General features: G+C 69.5%; 14 protein-coding genes and 1 tRNA gene. 4 read left to right on the top strand and 11 right to left on the bottom strand.

Translation table 11 applies throughout. The annotated features are described in order from the left end of the window. Positions 1-7 precede the first annotated feature (7 nt). Both EDC34_RS03495 and EDC34_RS03490 read left to right on the top strand, forming a co-directional pair. Positions 8-637 (top strand): NADPH-dependent F420 reductase, encoded by a 630-nt coding sequence (locus EDC34_RS03495; RefSeq protein WP_162797673.1) that lies wholly within the window; start codon positions 8-10, stop codon positions 635-637. Further along, positions 634-1,836, top strand: a complete 1,203-nt coding sequence (locus tag EDC34_RS03490; RefSeq protein ID WP_114959525.1) for a low temperature requirement protein A — start codon at positions 634-636, stop codon at positions 1,834-1,836. Before EDC34_RS03495 ends, EDC34_RS03490 begins: the two co-directional genes overlap by 4 nt. A gap of 100 nt (positions 1,837-1,936) precedes the next feature. Here EDC34_RS03490 and EDC34_RS03485 read toward each other — a convergent pair whose 3' ends face one another. From EDC34_RS03485 to dtd, 5 genes are all read right to left on the bottom strand, one after another. After that, a complete protein-coding gene (locus EDC34_RS03485) occupies positions 1,937-2,365 on the bottom strand; it encodes a type II toxin-antitoxin system VapC family toxin (RefSeq protein ID WP_240311051.1) in 429 nt (142 codons plus the stop codon). Continuing rightward, positions 2,362-2,616, bottom strand: a complete 255-nt coding sequence (locus EDC34_RS03480; protein ID WP_114959527.1) for a type II toxin-antitoxin system Phd/YefM family antitoxin — start codon at positions 2,614-2,616, stop codon at positions 2,362-2,364. Before EDC34_RS03480 ends, EDC34_RS03485 begins: the two co-directional genes overlap by 4 nt. Before the next feature lie 194 nt (positions 2,617-2,810). Then, a tRNA-Ile gene (locus EDC34_RS03475) sits at positions 2,811-2,886 on the bottom strand. A 78-nt stretch (positions 2,887-2,964) separates the two neighbouring features. Continuing rightward, positions 2,965-4,830, bottom strand: coding sequence for an RNA polymerase sigma factor RpoD (rpoD, locus tag EDC34_RS03470; protein ID WP_114959528.1), 1,866 nt, complete (start codon positions 4,828-4,830; stop codon positions 2,965-2,967). 92 nt (positions 4,831-4,922) lie between these two features. Beyond that, positions 4,923-5,363: a D-aminoacyl-tRNA deacylase gene (gene dtd, locus EDC34_RS03465; RefSeq protein WP_114959529.1), complete on the bottom strand. Its 441-nt coding sequence runs from the start codon at positions 5,361-5,363 to the stop codon at positions 4,923-4,925. A 28-nt stretch (positions 5,364-5,391) separates the two neighbouring features. Here dtd and EDC34_RS03460 point away from each other — a divergent pair, with 28 nt between their 5' ends. Then, positions 5,392-6,318, top strand: coding sequence for a lauroyl acyltransferase (locus tag EDC34_RS03460; RefSeq protein ID WP_114959530.1), 927 nt, complete (start codon positions 5,392-5,394; stop codon positions 6,316-6,318). A gap of 22 nt (positions 6,319-6,340) precedes the next feature. On the opposite strand, the gene EDC34_RS03455 is transcribed toward EDC34_RS03460, so the two are convergent. Beyond that, a complete protein-coding gene (locus EDC34_RS03455; RefSeq protein WP_114959531.1) occupies positions 6,341-7,939 on the bottom strand; it encodes an ArnT family glycosyltransferase in 1,599 nt (532 codons plus the stop codon). A gap of 71 nt (positions 7,940-8,010) precedes the next feature. On the opposite strand from EDC34_RS03455, the gene galE reads away from it, so the two are divergent. Next, positions 8,011-9,000: a UDP-glucose 4-epimerase GalE gene (gene galE, locus EDC34_RS03450; protein ID WP_114959532.1), complete on the top strand. Its 990-nt coding sequence runs from the start codon at positions 8,011-8,013 to the stop codon at positions 8,998-9,000. 12 nt (positions 9,001-9,012) lie between these two features. Here the strand turns inward: galE and EDC34_RS03445 are convergent, their stop codons facing one another. Genes EDC34_RS03445 through EDC34_RS03425 form a run of 5 tightly spaced genes read right to left on the bottom strand, consistent with a single transcriptional unit; the run spans position 9,013 to position 14,584 of the window. After that, positions 9,013-10,128 carry a glycosyltransferase gene (locus EDC34_RS03445; RefSeq protein WP_114959533.1) on the bottom strand — a complete coding sequence of 372 codons (1,116 nt, stop codon included), beginning with the start codon at positions 10,126-10,128 and terminating at the stop codon, positions 9,013-9,015. After that, complete coding sequence (locus EDC34_RS03440; protein WP_114959534.1) at positions 10,125-10,928, bottom strand: glycosyltransferase family 25 protein; 804 nt, start codon at positions 10,926-10,928, stop codon at positions 10,125-10,127. The genes EDC34_RS03445 and EDC34_RS03440 overlap by 4 nt, the downstream gene beginning before the upstream one ends. Before the next feature lies 1 nt (position 10,929). Next, positions 10,930-11,757, bottom strand: coding sequence for a DUF707 domain-containing protein (locus EDC34_RS03435; protein ID WP_114959535.1), 828 nt, complete (start codon positions 11,755-11,757; stop codon positions 10,930-10,932). Next, entirely contained in the window at positions 11,754-12,896 is a 1,143-nt protein-coding gene (glf, locus tag EDC34_RS03430) for a UDP-galactopyranose mutase (protein WP_114959536.1), read from the bottom strand. Before glf ends, EDC34_RS03435 begins: the two co-directional genes overlap by 4 nt. After that, a complete protein-coding gene (locus EDC34_RS03425; protein ID WP_114959537.1) occupies positions 12,893-14,584 on the bottom strand; it encodes an ArnT family glycosyltransferase in 1,692 nt (563 codons plus the stop codon). The genes glf and EDC34_RS03425 overlap by 4 nt, the downstream gene beginning before the upstream one ends. Between the last annotated feature and the right edge of the window lie 2 nt (positions 14,585-14,586).

Below are 14,586 nucleotides of genomic sequence, written 5' to 3'. Positions count from 1 at the left end.
CACGACTATGAGCATTTCCATCATCGGTGCCGGCAACGTCGGCATGGCCTTGGGGCAGGCGTTCACCCAGCGCGGTGAAACCGTCGTCTACGGCGTTCCCGAGCCCGCCAGGTACGCCGATGCGGTCACCGCGCTGGGCGGAAACGCCCGCGTCACGACGACCGCAGAGGCCATCGCTGCCAGCGACACCGTCATCCTGGCGGTGCCGTATGCCGCCCTGCCGGGCATCGCGCAAAGCATGCCCGACTGGCAGGGCAAGGTGCTGATCGACGCCACCAATCCGTTGGCACCGGGGTTGTCAGGGCTGTCCGTGGGCACCAGCACATCGGGTGCGGAAGAACTGGCCAAGCTTGCCCGCGGAGCGCGGGTGGTCAAGGCCTTCAACACCACCGGCGCCGAGAACATGGCCGACAGCCGATACCCGAAGGGCGCCCCGATGATGCCGGTGTGTGGCGACGATGCCGAGGCACGGCAACGCGCCATGGCGCTGGCCACGCTGATCGGCTTCGAGGCGGTGGACATGGGCCCGTTGATGGCGGCGCGCTACCTGGAGCCGTTTGCGATGACGTGGATCCACCTGGCCATCAAGCAGGGGTTGGGCCGACGGTTTGCGTTCGCGATGCTGCGCCGGCCATGAACGACCGCGTTCGCGCCACGGCACACACCGACGTGCCCGTCCACATGGACGGGCGCAAGGCGACCTGGTTCGAGCTGTTCTTCGACCTGGTGTTCGTGGTCGCCGTGGCGCAGCTGACCGGGGCGTTTTCCCACCATTACGACTGGGAGGGCGCGGGTGTCTTCGTGTTTGGCTTGCTGGTGGTCTGGTGGTGCTGGCTGGGGCAGACCTTCTTTGCCACGCGCTTCGACGAAGACTTACCGGGCCAACGCAGGCTCGGTCTGGTGCAGATCCTTGCAGTGGCCTGGATGGCGTACGGCGCCACCGAACTGAGCCATGGGCGGGCCTGGGTGTTTGCCTCCGGCGTGGCGGCGTTCAAGCTGTTGTTGGCCTGCGCTTACGGGATGGGCTGGCGCAAATGGCATGGCGCACGCGGCCTGATCCGCACCTACGCTGCCGTCTATTGCGTGCAGGCGATCCTGTGGGCGGGCTCCCTGACGCTGCCGACGCAGGCCCGCTGGCTGCTGTGGTCGCTTGCACTGATCTTGGACCAGGCGACACCGTGGCTGGTCGCCCGCTACACCCATGCGCTGCCGCCGCACCCGGAGCATCTCCCGGAGCGGTTCGGCCTGTTCACCATCATCCTGCTCGGTGAGGGCATGGCTTCGACCGTGCATGCGCTCGACCACGGGCCAGCGCTCACGGCCAACGCCTTGTTTGCAGCGCTGGGTGCGGCCTTGCTGACCTTCATGATCTGGATCGGCTATTTCGACCGCGTTCGCGCCCAGCGCGAGCGCGAGGTGATGGACCGTCACGCGGGGCGCGATCTGCGCCTGTGGGCCTATGCCCACGTGCCCTTGTACCTGGGCCTGGCGGCGTTGGCCGCCGGCACGGTGCACGCCGCCGGGCTGGACACGCTGAGCCGCTCTTCGCAATGGATCTTCGTGGGAGGCACGACCTCAGTGATGCTAGGCCTGACGCTGTTGGGTGCAGCATCTACCCCTGATCCCGGGCACCGGCTCAGGCGCGCTGCGCCGCACGCGCTGGTCGCTGCGCTGTTCATCGCGGCAGCAGGTGGCGTGTGCATCACGAACCCTGCGGTGCTCTTCCTTGCGGGTGCCGGCGTGTTCGTCGTGCAGTTGTCCATGGCGAGACTTGTGCCGCGCACTGACCGGCAAAATCAAGCTATAAGGCCGCACAAGCCACAGAACAAAAAGTAAGCTGCATCGGTAGCTTGGCGCAGCTTGGCGAAGGCAGACAAAACTAAGCCCTCTACCGCTGGAGCACCGCCATCCGAGGCGATCTTGAACCCCAAGGCAGTCATGGTGATGGATCCCACGGATTGACGATGGCCACGCCCGTCGGCTTGAAATCGGCCACGTTACGCGTGACCACGGTCATGCCGTGCACAAGTGCCGTAGCCGCGATGAGCGCATCACGCTTGCCGCGCTTGTCTGGTGCATGCAGCCGAGCGCAGCGCAGCGCCACAGCGGTATCGACCGGCAACGTGCGGCTGGAGAATTCGGGCAAGACATGCTGTTCCAGCCAGGTGCGCAGCAGGGCCCCCTGGGTAGCGTCCTTGCGTTCAATCGACAGAACGCCCAGCTCCAGTTCCATGATGCTGATGGCCGAAAGGAAGAGGTCGGCGGCATCGACGCTTTCCGCCCATGCCGTCACATTCCGATCAGCCTTGCCAAGCCGTACCTTGCGCAGCTCGGACACCACGTTGGTATCGAGCACGTACATCATGAAAGATCAGCCGGCTGGGCTCCGATGGTCACGCGCGGTGGGTCAACCCCGATGTCCGCAACCCCCGGCATCGCCAGCGCGTCGGCAATATTGCGTCGCTGGCGCGTCAGGCGCTGGTAGTCCTCGAAGCTGAGCAGTACGTGTGCCGGCTTGCCGCGGTCGGTGATGAACACCGGCCCGCGTTTGGCGGCCTTTTTGGCTCGCGTCACGTCCTGGTTCAATTCCCGGCTGGAGAGGGTAGTGATGGTCATGGCGCACCTCTGCTGGCGACATTTGTAGAAACATTACTACAAATAACGGAGAGAGGGACGGCTGCCGGATTGGCCTGCGTCGGGATTGATGCAAGCGGCACGCGCGAAATCGCGATACGCCTGCGCGTACCAGCGATGGCGCGCGCCTGATACCCGCCGCCGGCTGGGGTGACGGATCGGGTGCGAGCGGAGGATGGTGGGCCCACCAGGACTCGAACCTGGAACCAAGGGATTATGAGTCCCCTGCTCTGACCATTGAGCTATAGGCCCGCTGAGAGGATTGTAATGGCCCGCAAACGCGAAACCCGCCGGTGGGCGGGTTTCGTGGCGCGCGGATGGCGGCGGGCTTCAGTCGATGTCGAGGAAGCTGCGCAGCATCTCCGAGCGGCTGGGATGGCGCAGCTTGCGCAGGGCCTTGGCTTCGATCTGGCGGATGCGCTCGCGGGTCACGTCGAACTGCTTGCCGACCTCCTCGAGGGTGTGGTCGGTGTTCATGTCGATGCCGAAGCGCATGCGCAGCACCTTGGCCTCGCGCGGGGTCAGCCCGGCCAGCACGTTGCGCACGGTCTCGATCAGATTGATGTCGGTGGTCGCCTCCATCGGGGACATCACGTTGGTGTCCTCGATGAAGTCGCCGAGGTGGGAGTCCTCGTCGTCGCCGATCGGGGTCTCCATCGAGATCGGCTCCTTGGCGATCTTCATCACCTTGCGGATCTTGTCCTCGGGCATGTCCATTTCCTTCGCCAGCTCCTCCGGCGTGGCCTCGCGGCCGTACTGCTGGAGCATCTGGCGGGAAATGCGGTTGAGCTTGTTGATGGTCTCGATCATGTGCACCGGGATGCGGATGGTGCGCGCCTGGTCGGCGATCGAGCGGGTGATCGCCTGGCGGATCCACCAGGTGGCATAGGTCGAGAACTTGAAGCCGCGGCGGTGTTCGAACTTGTCCACCGCCTTCATCAGGCCGATGTTGCCTTCCTGGATCAGGTCGAGGAACTGCAGGCCGCGGTTGGTGTACTTCTTGGCGATCGAGATGACCAGGCGCAGGTTGGCCTCGACCATTTCCTTCTTGGCCTTGCGCGCCTTGGTCTCGCCCAGGGTCAGGGCGCGGTTGATCTCCTTGAGTTCGGCCAGGGTGACCCGGATCGTCTTTTCCAGCGCCAGCGCGGCCTGCTGCTCGGCGATGATCTGGTCTTTCACCTCGCGCAGCGCCGAGCCCCACTTCTGCTTGCGCTTGAGCAGTTCATCCACCCACTCGAGGTTGGTCAGGTTGCCGTCCCAGGCCTTGAGGAAGTCCTTGCGCGGCATCTTGGCCACGCGGGTGCACAGGTCGAGGATGCGGCGCTCGTGTTCCTTGACCGCGTTGACCGCCTCGCGCAGGTTCTTCACCAAGGCGTCGGTCAACGGCAGCGGCAATTTGAAGGTCACGAAGATGGCCGCCATCTCATCGCGTGCTTTCAGGGTCGCCTTGCCGGCCGGGCCGCCCTTGGCCCAGGCCTTCTCGAAGCGCGCGAACGCGGCGGCCATGGCCTCCATGCGCACCGCCACCTCGGCCGGGTCCGGGCCGGTCGGTGCCGGCTCGTCGGCCTCGCCGCCGGCGTCGTCGGCCTCGTCATCGTCGTCGTCGGCCTCGGTGTCCGCAGATGTGTCGATCTCCGCGACCGGCAATTCCTCCGGTTCCGGCTCCTCGTCATTGAAGCCGACCACGATCTCGGCCAGGCGCTTCTTGCCGGCCTTGTGCAGTTCGTAGTCCTCCAGCAGCTGGCGGATCGAGGGCGGGAAGCTGGCCAGCGCGGCGTTCATCTGCGCCAGGCCTTCCTCGATGCGCTTGGCGATCGCGATCTCGCCCTCGCGGGTCAGCAGGTCCACCGTACCCATCTCGCGCATGTACATGCGCACCGGGTCGGTGGTGCGGCCACCCTCGGTATCCAGCGAGGTCAGTGCGGCGGCGGCCTCCTCGGCGGCGGTTTCGTCCACCTCGCGGCCGCCGGTCTGCTGGCCGGTCAGCAGCAGGGTTTCGACATCGGGCGCCACTTCATGGACTTCGATACCCATGCCGTTGATCATGCCGATGATGTCTTCCAGCTGCTCCGGATCGACCATGTCGTCGGACAGGTGGTCGTTGACCTCGGTATAGGTCAGGTAGCCCTGCTCGAGGCCCTTGCTGATCAGGGACTTGATGTCGGACTGGGGGGCGGTCTGGCGGTCGTTGGCCATGGAAGCGGTACCCTGTGGAAGGTCTGCGGGAGGCGCAGGAAAGAACCCGGCATTATACCGCGTGGGCGCAGCATCCGCCCGCGCGGGCCCGGTCACGGCCGCAGCAGCAAGGTCACGGGGCCGTCGTTGACCAGGCTGACCACCATATGGGCGCCGAAACGCCCGGTTTCCACCCCTGGCGGGTGCAGCGCGCGGCAGATCGCCAGCAGGCGGTCGAATTCACGCCGCGCCATGTCCGGGGCGGCGGCGCTGGTGAAGCTGGGGCGCATGCCGCTGCGGGTGTCGGCGGCCAGGGTGAACTGGCTGACCAGCAGCAACTGGCCGCCGGTGTCGGTCAACGAGCGGTTCATCCTGCCGTTGGCGTCCTCGAACACGCGATACCCCAGCAGGCGCTGCGCCATCCGCCGCGCCTGCGCCTCGCCGTCGCCGGGCTCGATCCCCACCAGCGCCAGCAGGCCGGGGCCGATCGCCCCGACCACCGCGCCATCGACGGTCACCTGGGCCTGGGTCACGCGCTGGATCAGGGCAAGCATGCGCGGATTGTAGGGTGGCCTGCCTACAATGCGACCAATGACCGAACTGGCCGCCGCCGTCCTGTATGCCTGCGCCTGGGCCGTGGCGCGCCTGCCGTGGCCGCTGCTGCGCGCGCTGGCCGACGGTCTGGCCACGCTGTGGTACCGCCTGGATGCCCGCGAGGCGCGCGTGGCGCGCCGCAATCTGGAGCTGATCCGCGCCGATCTCGACGACGAACGCCGCGAACACCTGGTGCGGCAGATCCTGCGCACCACCACCCGGCAGGCCATCGAAACCCTGCGGCTGTGGACGCGCGCGCCGGCGCGCAACCTCGCCGACATCGTCGAAGTCCACGGCGAGGCGCTGTTCGACGCGGCGCTGCGTGACGGACGCGGGCTGATCGTGGCGGCACCGCACCTGGGCAACTGGGAGCTGCTGAACCAGTGGCTGGCGCACAAGACGCCGCTGGCGATCCTGTACCGGCCGCCGGAATCGGCGATCGGCGAGGCCTTCCTGCGCCGGGTGCGCGCGCGCGCCGGCGGCCAGGTCGAGCAGGTGCGGGCCGAACCCGCCGGGGTGCGCACGCTGCTCAAGCGCCTGCAGAAAGGCGGCGTGGTCGGCATCCTGCCCGACCAGCAGCCCAAGGCGGGCGAAGGCGAGTTCGCCCCGTTCTTCGGCAAGCCGGCGCTGACCATGACGCTGCTCTCGCGCTTGGCCCATCGCAGCGGCGCGCAGGTGGTGCTGGCCTGGTGCCGGCGCCTGCCCGGCGACGGGCCGCCGCGGTTCGCGCTGCACATCGTCCCGGCCCCGGATGCGGTGGCCGATGCCGATCCGCAGCGCGCGGTGGCCGCGCTCAATGCCGCGCTGGAGGCGGCGATCGGCGCGGATTTCACCCAGTACCAGTGGACTTACAAGCGCTACACCCTGCGCCCGCCCGGCAGCGGCGAGGACAACCCCTACCGCGATCTGTACTGAACGCAGGGCGCTGCAGGCGACGTCAGCGCGGCTGATAGCGCAGATGGTGCGCTTCGGGCGGCAGCGGCCGCTGCTGCGCCGGCAGGCGCAGCCAGACATCGGCCGGCCAGACCTGCACCCAGCGCTGCCGCCAGGGCTGCTGGAACAGCGGCGCGGGGGTCTGCGCCGGCGTGGCGTCCTCCACCACCACCAGCCCGTGCGGATGCCGGCGCGCCCAGGCGCGCGCGTCGGCTTCATCCAGCGCCGCCACCGGGGTATGCAGGCGGCCGGCGAAGTGGAACTGCAGCTGGTACACGCCGACATAGGCCAGCGGACGCTGCGCGCGCGCGGCTTCGGCCAGCACGCGCGCGGTCGGGGTGAGGTCGTATTGCGTGCGCAGCAGCGGCGTTGCTGCGGCATGCAGCGTCGCCACCGCCAGCAGCAGCCCGCCAGCCTGCGCCGGCAGGCTGCGCCAGCGCAGCAGAATGAGGCCCAGCAGGATCAGCACGCCCCCTGCCAGTGGGGCGCCGGCCTGCACCGCGGCCGGCAGTGGCGGCCAGCCCGCACGCGCGCCCAGCAGCAGCCCGCCCAGCGCCAGCAGCAGCGCGCCCGGCAGCCAGCCCAGGCGCGGCTGGCGCTCGGCGGCGGCGGCCAGCAGCAGCGCGGCGGCGGGGAAATCCGGCAGCAGGTAGTAGGCCTGCTTGCCGCTGATCAGGCTGAACAGCAGCAGCACGCCGAGCAGCCACAGCCAGGGCATGCGCAGCTCGGGCGTGCGCCACAGCGCGGGCACCTGCCGCCACCACCAGGCCTGCCACCACCACGGCGCCAGCAACACCAGCACCACCGGGGCGTACCACCACCAGGGCTCGGCATGGTCGAAACTGTGCTGGATGCGGCCGGCGGTCTGCGTCACCAGCAGCGCCTGGCGGTATTCGGGATCGCCGAGCAGCACCGCCGGCAGCAGCCACAGCGCGAACAGGGCGATGCCGCCGAGCACGGCCAGCAGTGCGTGGCGGGCGAAGCGGCGGCCCTCGGCGCGCGCTGCCGGATGCCACAGGCGTGCGCCCAGCAGCGGCACGCCCAGGTGCAGCAGGGCCACCGGCCCCTTGGCCAGCAGCCCGAGCCCGACCGCGAGGGCAAACCCGGGCCAGTTCGGCCGCCACGCCTCGCCCTGGCGCCGGCACAGCGCCAGCAATCCGCCGAGCACGGTGGCGGCCAGCAGCAGCTCGTACATCAGCTGCCAGGAGAACAGCACGAAGTACCACAGCCCGGCCATCACCCAGGCGGTGTCGCGCGCCAGGCGCGGTCGCTGCGGCAGCAGGCGCAGCGCCAGCAGGCCGCTCTGGGCGATCACCAGCGCCGCCAGCAGCACCATCAGCAGCCGCGGCCAGACATCGCCAACCCCGCCGACCGCCCAGCCGGCGTGGATCAGCCACGGCAGCAGCGGGGTCTTGTGCGAATACGGCGCACCATTGAACAGCGGCACCAGGAAGCTGCCGCGATCCCACATCTCCCAGGCCACCGCCAGGGTGCGGGTGGAATACAGCGGGATCGGGCCGTGCAGGAAGATCGACGGCAGCGCTACCGCCAGCCAGGCCAGCAGCGGCGCGCGCAGGGGGCGTAGTTCACGGAGGATCGGCATCGGGCAAGGATACGGCACGCGCGCCGGCGGATCGGCGACAATCACCAGCCGGCATACATACGGGCTTAGGCATGACCGCTCCCATCCTCGTCGTCGGCGGCGCCGGCTACATCGGCGCGCACATGGTCAAGCAGCTGCGCCGCGAAGGGTTTGCGGTGGCGGTGGCCGACGATCTGTCCTCCGGTCGCCGCGAGGCGGTGCTGGGCGCGCCGCTGCATGTCGGCGACATCGGCGATGCCGCGTTCGTGGATCGGCTGTTGCAGGAGGTGCGGCCGGCGGCGGTGATGCATTTCGCCAGCTTCATCCAGGTCGGCGAATCGGTGGCCGACCCGGCCAAGTACTACCGCAACAACGTCGCCGCCACCCTGGTGCTGTTGGAAGCGATGCGTGCGCACGGCGTTACGCGCTTCATCTTCTCCTCCACCGCGGCGATCTTCGGCGACCCGCAGTACACCCCGATCGACGAGGCGCATCCGAAGGCGCCGATCAATCCCTACGGCCGCAGCAAGTGGTTCGTGGAGCAGATGCTGGAGGATTTCGACCGCGCCTACGGGCTGAAGTCGGTTTGCCTGCGCTACTTCAACGCCGCCGGCGCCGACCCCGAGGGCGCGCTGGGCGAATGCCACGAGCCGGAGACGCACCTGATCCCGCTGATCCTGCAGGTGGCCTCCGGCCGTCGCCCGCATATCACGGTGTACGGCGAGGACTACCCGACCGCGGATGGCACCTGCATCCGCGATTACATCCATGTCGAGGACCTGTGCCAGGCGCATCTGCTGGCGCTGCGGCAGCTGCTGGCCGGCGGCGAGCGCGCGCGCTACAACCTCGGCAATGGCAACGGCTATTCGGTGCGCGAGGTGATCGAAGCGGCGCGGCGCGTCACCGGGCACCCGATCCCGGTGCAGGTCGGCGCGCGCCGCGCGGGCGATCCGCCGGTGCTGGTGGCCGATGCCAGCGCCGCACGCCGCGTGCTCGGGTGGCAGCCGCGGCATGCCGATCTCGAGCGCATCCTTGCCGATGCCTGGGCCTGGGAGCGCCAGCACGCTAAATGGTCGCGCTGAACCGGCGCGGCTTCAGGCCTCCGCAGCGCGGCCGGCCAGTTCCAGGCACAGCTGCGCGTAGCGGCGGTGCATGCGCTCGCGTCCGTACTCGCGCAGTGCGGTGACGCGCGCCTGCGCGGCCAGGCGCGCGGCCAGCGCCGGATCGCGCAGCAGGCGCTCCAGCGCCTGCGCCAGCGCCGTGGCATCGCCTTCCGGCACCAGCAGCCCGTCCACGCCGTCGGAGATCACCTCGCGCACGCCCGGCACCGCGCTGCCCACCACCGCGCAACCGGCGGCCATGCCTTCCAGCAGCGCCAGCGGCATGCCCTCGTAATGGGTGCTGAGCACGCAGATCTGGTGCGCGAGCAGCCGCTGCGGCACGTCGCGCACCACGCCCGGGAAATCCACCTGCGCACGGATGCCCAGCTCCGCCGCCAGCCGTTCCAACGGCGCGCGGTGCAGGGCCTTGCCGCCGCCGACCAGCTGCACCGGCACGCGCAGGCCGCGTGCGGCCAGTTGCGCCACCGCGCGCAGCAGGGTGGCGTGGTCCTTCTGCTTGGAGAAGCGCGCGACCATCACGATCCCGGGGATGCGCGCGGCATGCGGATGTGCCTCGGCCTGCGCGAACGGGGCCAGGTCGATGCCGTTGGGGATCGCCAGCGTGCGCGCGGCCGGCATACCCATCGCCAGCAGCGCCTGGCGCACGCCTTCCGAGCAGCCCACGATGCGGTCGGTGCGGCGCGCCAGCCAGCGCGTCTGCGCCAACCGCCAGCGGGTGTAGCGCTCGCGCGTGTTGTGCTCGACGTGCACCAGGTGCGGCACCTTCGCCAGCAGCCCGGCGTAGCGGCCCCAGAGGTGTTCGGAAAAGCCGTGCGCGATCAGCACGTCGGGGCGGAACTTCTGGCACACGCGTGCCAGTGCCAGCACCGTGGCCAGGTGCGACCAGCCCGGCACCAGTTGCAGCGGCACGTTGCGCGCGTGCAATTGTGCGATCCGCTCTGGCGGCGTGCGCCGCTTGCGGCGCAGCACCAGCAGCGGTTCGATCGCCCCACCCGCACGCGCGGCCTCCACCAGCTGGATCGCCACCTGGGTCGCGCCGCCGGAGAACCCGCCGGTGACGAAATGCAGCACGCGCACGGGCGGGGTCATGCGCGGTCATCCGTTGGCGGGCAGGTCGTGCCACGGCGCCAGCGCAGCCAGAACAGCGGCCCGTACAGGCGGCTGAAATGGTGCCAGCGCGGCCACAGCCGCCGCGCCTCGTAGCGCAGCTTGGGCCAGGGATTGCGCGAGCGCGGTTTGCCGCTGCCGATGGTCGAAGGCACCGGCTCGGCGCTGACCACTGGCGGATGCAGCGAGAGGATGCGCAGGCCGAATTCCCAAGGGTGCTGCAGATCGCAGTCGATCGGCCGCGCCACCCCGGCGAAGGCGGCCACGAACCGCTGCGCGCCCGCGCGCGTCCACACCGCGGCGGTGGTGGTGCTGGGCACGCTGGGGCCGTATTCGACCAGACAGCAGCTGGCCGTGAGCGGCGCCAGCGGCATCCAGCGCCGCCTCGTATTGCACAGCTTGAGCACGTCCCAGCGGCACAGCGGGTCGGCCTCCGCGCGCCGGCGTTCCAGCGCCGCCGCCAGCGCCGGCAGGAACCCGTCCTCGAAGCAGGCGTCGTCCTCCAGCAACAGACAGAACTGCGCGGATGAGGCCAGGAAGCTGCGCAGCGCCTGCACATGCCCGAGGTAGCAGCCGACTTCGCCCGGGCGCAGCGGCTTGTAGTAGCGGTTGACCCGGGTCAGGCGCGCCAGTTCATCCGCAGGCAAGGTGGCGCCATCCACGCCCTCGATGCGGGCGAAGGCGATGCCCAGCGCGGACAGCTTCTGCTGCATCGCCGCCAGCCGCTGCGGCGCACGCGCCAGGTTCAGCACCAGGCACAGACAGTCGGCAGGCAGTCCCATCTCAGCCTTCGTCCTGCATCCGGTTGTGCGCCCGCTGTTCCAGCCGCCGGTAGTTGGCGACCCGGATGGCGCGGGAGATACGGTCGCGCAGGCGCCGCCACAGCGGTAGCGGCACTTGGCGCACGCCGCTGGAGAAGTAGCGGGCTTCCACCCGCGCGCGTCGGTCCAGCCCGTACTTGGCCATCACCCGATCTTCATCGGCCAGGGCCGCCTTGAAACCAGTGCTCTTGTAGAGCTCGCCACCGCCGACCGGGCGCGAGTGATACACCGCGGTCGCGTCGATGATCGCCATCGCCTGCTCGCCGCGATCGGCCAGCAGGCGCGGCCAGACCGAATCCAGTCCCCAGCCGCTGGTGCTCTCGGTGAAGGTGGGCAGGCAGGTGCGCAGGGCGTCGCGGTCGAACATCGGCGCCATGACTTCGACGAAGCGGGTGTAGCGCAGCTGGTAGCGCGCATCCTGCAGCAGCAGCGGCCAGGTGTAGTAGGAGTTGCGGGTCAGCGCCGGCTGCGCCAGCGCCAATTGGTAGGCGCGGGCGAAGGCGAACATGCGGTCGATGGTGGCGGTATCCGCCACCAGGTCGTCATCCGGCAGCCAGAAATAGTCATAGCGCTCGACCAGCTCGGGATGCGCCTGCAGCAGCTCGCCCAGCACCGGCCACTTCATGCCCTTGCGGTCCTCGTGGTATTCGGCCTGCTCGGCATAGCGTCCCGGCTGGTTGCCGAAATAGCTCACGAAGAGATCGAAGTCGCGCGCACTGCCGGCCAGCCAGCCCGGGTGCACCGAGTTGTCGCCGGCGCGCACGATCACCAGGTTGCGGCGCTGGCTCATGCCTGTGGTTCCTCCTGCGGCTTGCCGAGCAGGCGGTTGCACAGCGCCAGCGCGGCGCCGACCACCTGGTCCATGTTGTAGTAGCGGTACTGCGCCAGGCGGCCGACGAAGCTCACCTCCGGCGTCTGCTCGGCCAGCGCCTTGTAGCGCTGGTACAGCGCTTCGTTCTCCGGGCGTGGAATCGGGTAGAAGGGATCGCCCTCGGCCATCGGATACTCACGCACGATCGAGGTGCCCGGCGCGGTCTCGCCGGTGAGGTACTTGAACTCGGTGATGCGGGTGTAGGCGTGGTCGTTGGGATAGTTCACGGTGCCGGTGGGCTGGAAGGTTTCCACGTCCGGTAGATGCTCGTGTTCGAAACGCAGGCTGCGATAGGGCAGCTTGCCGTAGCAGTGGTCGAAGAAGGCGTCGATCGGGCCGGTGTAGATGGTGCGCCGGCGCGGCGGCCGGGTGCGTGCGCGCACATAGGTCACCCCTGTGCGCACCTCGATGCCTGGGTGATCGAGCATGCGCTGGAACATCCGCGTGTAGCCCTCGGCCGGCATGAACTGGAAGCTGTCGGTGAAGTAGCGATCGTCATCGTTGGTGCGGGTGGGGATACGCGCGGCCACGCCTGCCGCCAGCTCGGACAGATCCAGCCCCCACTGCTTGCGGGTATAGCCGCGGAAGAACTTCTCGCACAGGTCCGCGCCCACGCTGTTCATCACCACGTCTTCGCTGGTTCTGGCGGGCAGGCGCTGGGTGCGGCGCTCGGCCAGGAACGCCTCCACCCCGGCTTCGTCCAGGTTCAACCCGTACAGGCGGTTGATGGTGGTGCGGTTGATCGGGATCGGATACAGCTTGCCATCCACTTGCGCCAGCACCCGGTGCTCGTAGAAGCGCCAGTGGGTGAAGCGCGAGAGGTATTCGAAGATGCGCTTGCCGTTGGTGTGGAAGATGTGCGGGCCATAGGGATGGATCAAGAGCCCGGCGGCGTCGCGGGTGTCGTGCGCGTTGCCGCCGATGTGCGGGCGGGCGTCCACCACCAGCACACGCCAGCCGGCATCGGCCAGCTCGCGCGCGCACACGCTGCCGGCAAACCCCGCGCCCACCACCAGTGCGTCGAAATCGCTTGCGTCCAGGATCGGGGTGTCGTTCATCGGCTCTTGGAGGTTGTCGGGTCTGGCATGGAGGAAGTGTGGCAGGCGGCGCTGGCGCGGGCATCCAGCAGCCACCAGCGGCGGCCGTTGGCCAGGCCCATGTCGCGGGCCAGGGCGGGATCGACGCAGGCGGGCAGGCCATCGCCCTGCTCCACCAGCAGCCAGCGCGCGGCGGGCGCAGCCTGCTGCCAGCGCACGCCATCGGCGAACTGCGCCGCGAGCGGACGCTTGAAGCCGAAGTCGGCGGCCGGGCGGTCGGCCATCAGCAGCTGCTGTTCGCGCCAGCCGACCAGGCCGAGCTGCGCGCGCGGGCCGATCGCCGCGCCGACGTCGCGCATCAGCCCGCGCGAGGAACTGCCGTCGTTGAGCAGTACCGTGCCGACCAGCGAATACAGCACCCACAGCCCGGTCAGCATCGCCAGCAGCGCGGCGTGCGCACGCCGGCGCCCGAACCACAGGCAGGCGCCGAGGCCGAAGGCGCCGATCGCGCAGAACATCCAGGCCAGGCCGGTGGCCACGCCGGGGTCGCGGCCGTCGAGGAACTGCCGCTCGAAGCCGGGATTGCCCAGCAGCATGGCCAGCCCCGCGCCCAACGCGACCAGTGACAGCAGGACGGTGAACGCCAGCAGCAGCCGCTGCGGGTTCGGCTTGCGCAGCAGCCCCGGCAGCAGCGGTGCCAGCGCCAGCGCCAGCATCGGCAGCGCCGGCAGGATGTACATGTCGCGCTTGCCGGACGGGATGCTGAAGAACACGAACACCAGCACCACCCACGCCAGCGGCAGCAGGTAGCGCGCGTCGCGCCGGCGCAGGCGCCGCCGCCAGGCCGGGAACGCCCACGGCAGCGCCAGCACGGTCGGCAGCCAGGTGGTCAGCGCCACCTCGATGAAGTACCACCACGGCTGCCCGTGGTGCCAGGAATTGGCGTAGCGGGTGACGGTCTGGCGCAGCAGGATGTCGTCCACGTAGGCGCGGTAGGCGGCGCCGCCCTCGCCCAGCGCGGCCACCAGCATCGGCACCAGCCACACCCCGCAGGCGACCAGGAAGGCCAGCGGCCCGAGCCAGAAGCGGCCGTCGCGCGCATGCACGCGCACCCCCGGCCAGCCGCGCAGCGCAGCGAATGCGGCCGGCAGCAGCATCAGCAGCGCCAGCACGCCCACGCCCTTGGTGATGGTGCCCAGCCCGGCCGCGGCCCAACCCAGCATCCACATCCGCCAGTCCGGCCCGCGCAGCAGGTGGCGCAGCAGGCCGTAGCAGGACAGGGTGATCCAGAACACCACCATCGGGTCGATCTGGGCCTTCTTGGCCTGGAAGGTGAACTGGAGGGTCAGCAGGGTCGCGTAGCCGGCCAGCACGCCCACCCGCGGCGTCCACAGCCGGCGGCCGAGGTCGAGCACGCACCATAGGGTGCCCAGCGCGGCCAGCAGCGAAGGCAGCAGGAAGGCGATGCGCAGGTTGCCGGTCAGCCACAGCAGCGCGGCCTGCATCCACATGAACAGCGGCGGCTTGTCCGAATACAGCTCGCTGCCGCGGTGCGGGAACAGCCACTGGCCGCTTTCCAGCATCTGCCGCGCAGCCAGCGCGAAGCGCGGCTCATCCGCCGGCCACGGGTCGCGCAGGCCGAGCCCGGTGGCCAGGATCAGCAGGGCCAGCAGCCAGAACAGCCAGAGGTCGCGGCGGGGGCGGGTCATGG

Source organism: Thermomonas haemolytica, assembly GCF_004346265.1.
GTDB classification, from domain to species: Bacteria; Pseudomonadota; Gammaproteobacteria; order Xanthomonadales; family Xanthomonadaceae; genus Thermomonas; species Thermomonas haemolytica.
Note: the sequence above shows the minus strand (reverse complement) of the source record. Positions and strands in the feature narration are given on the sequence as shown.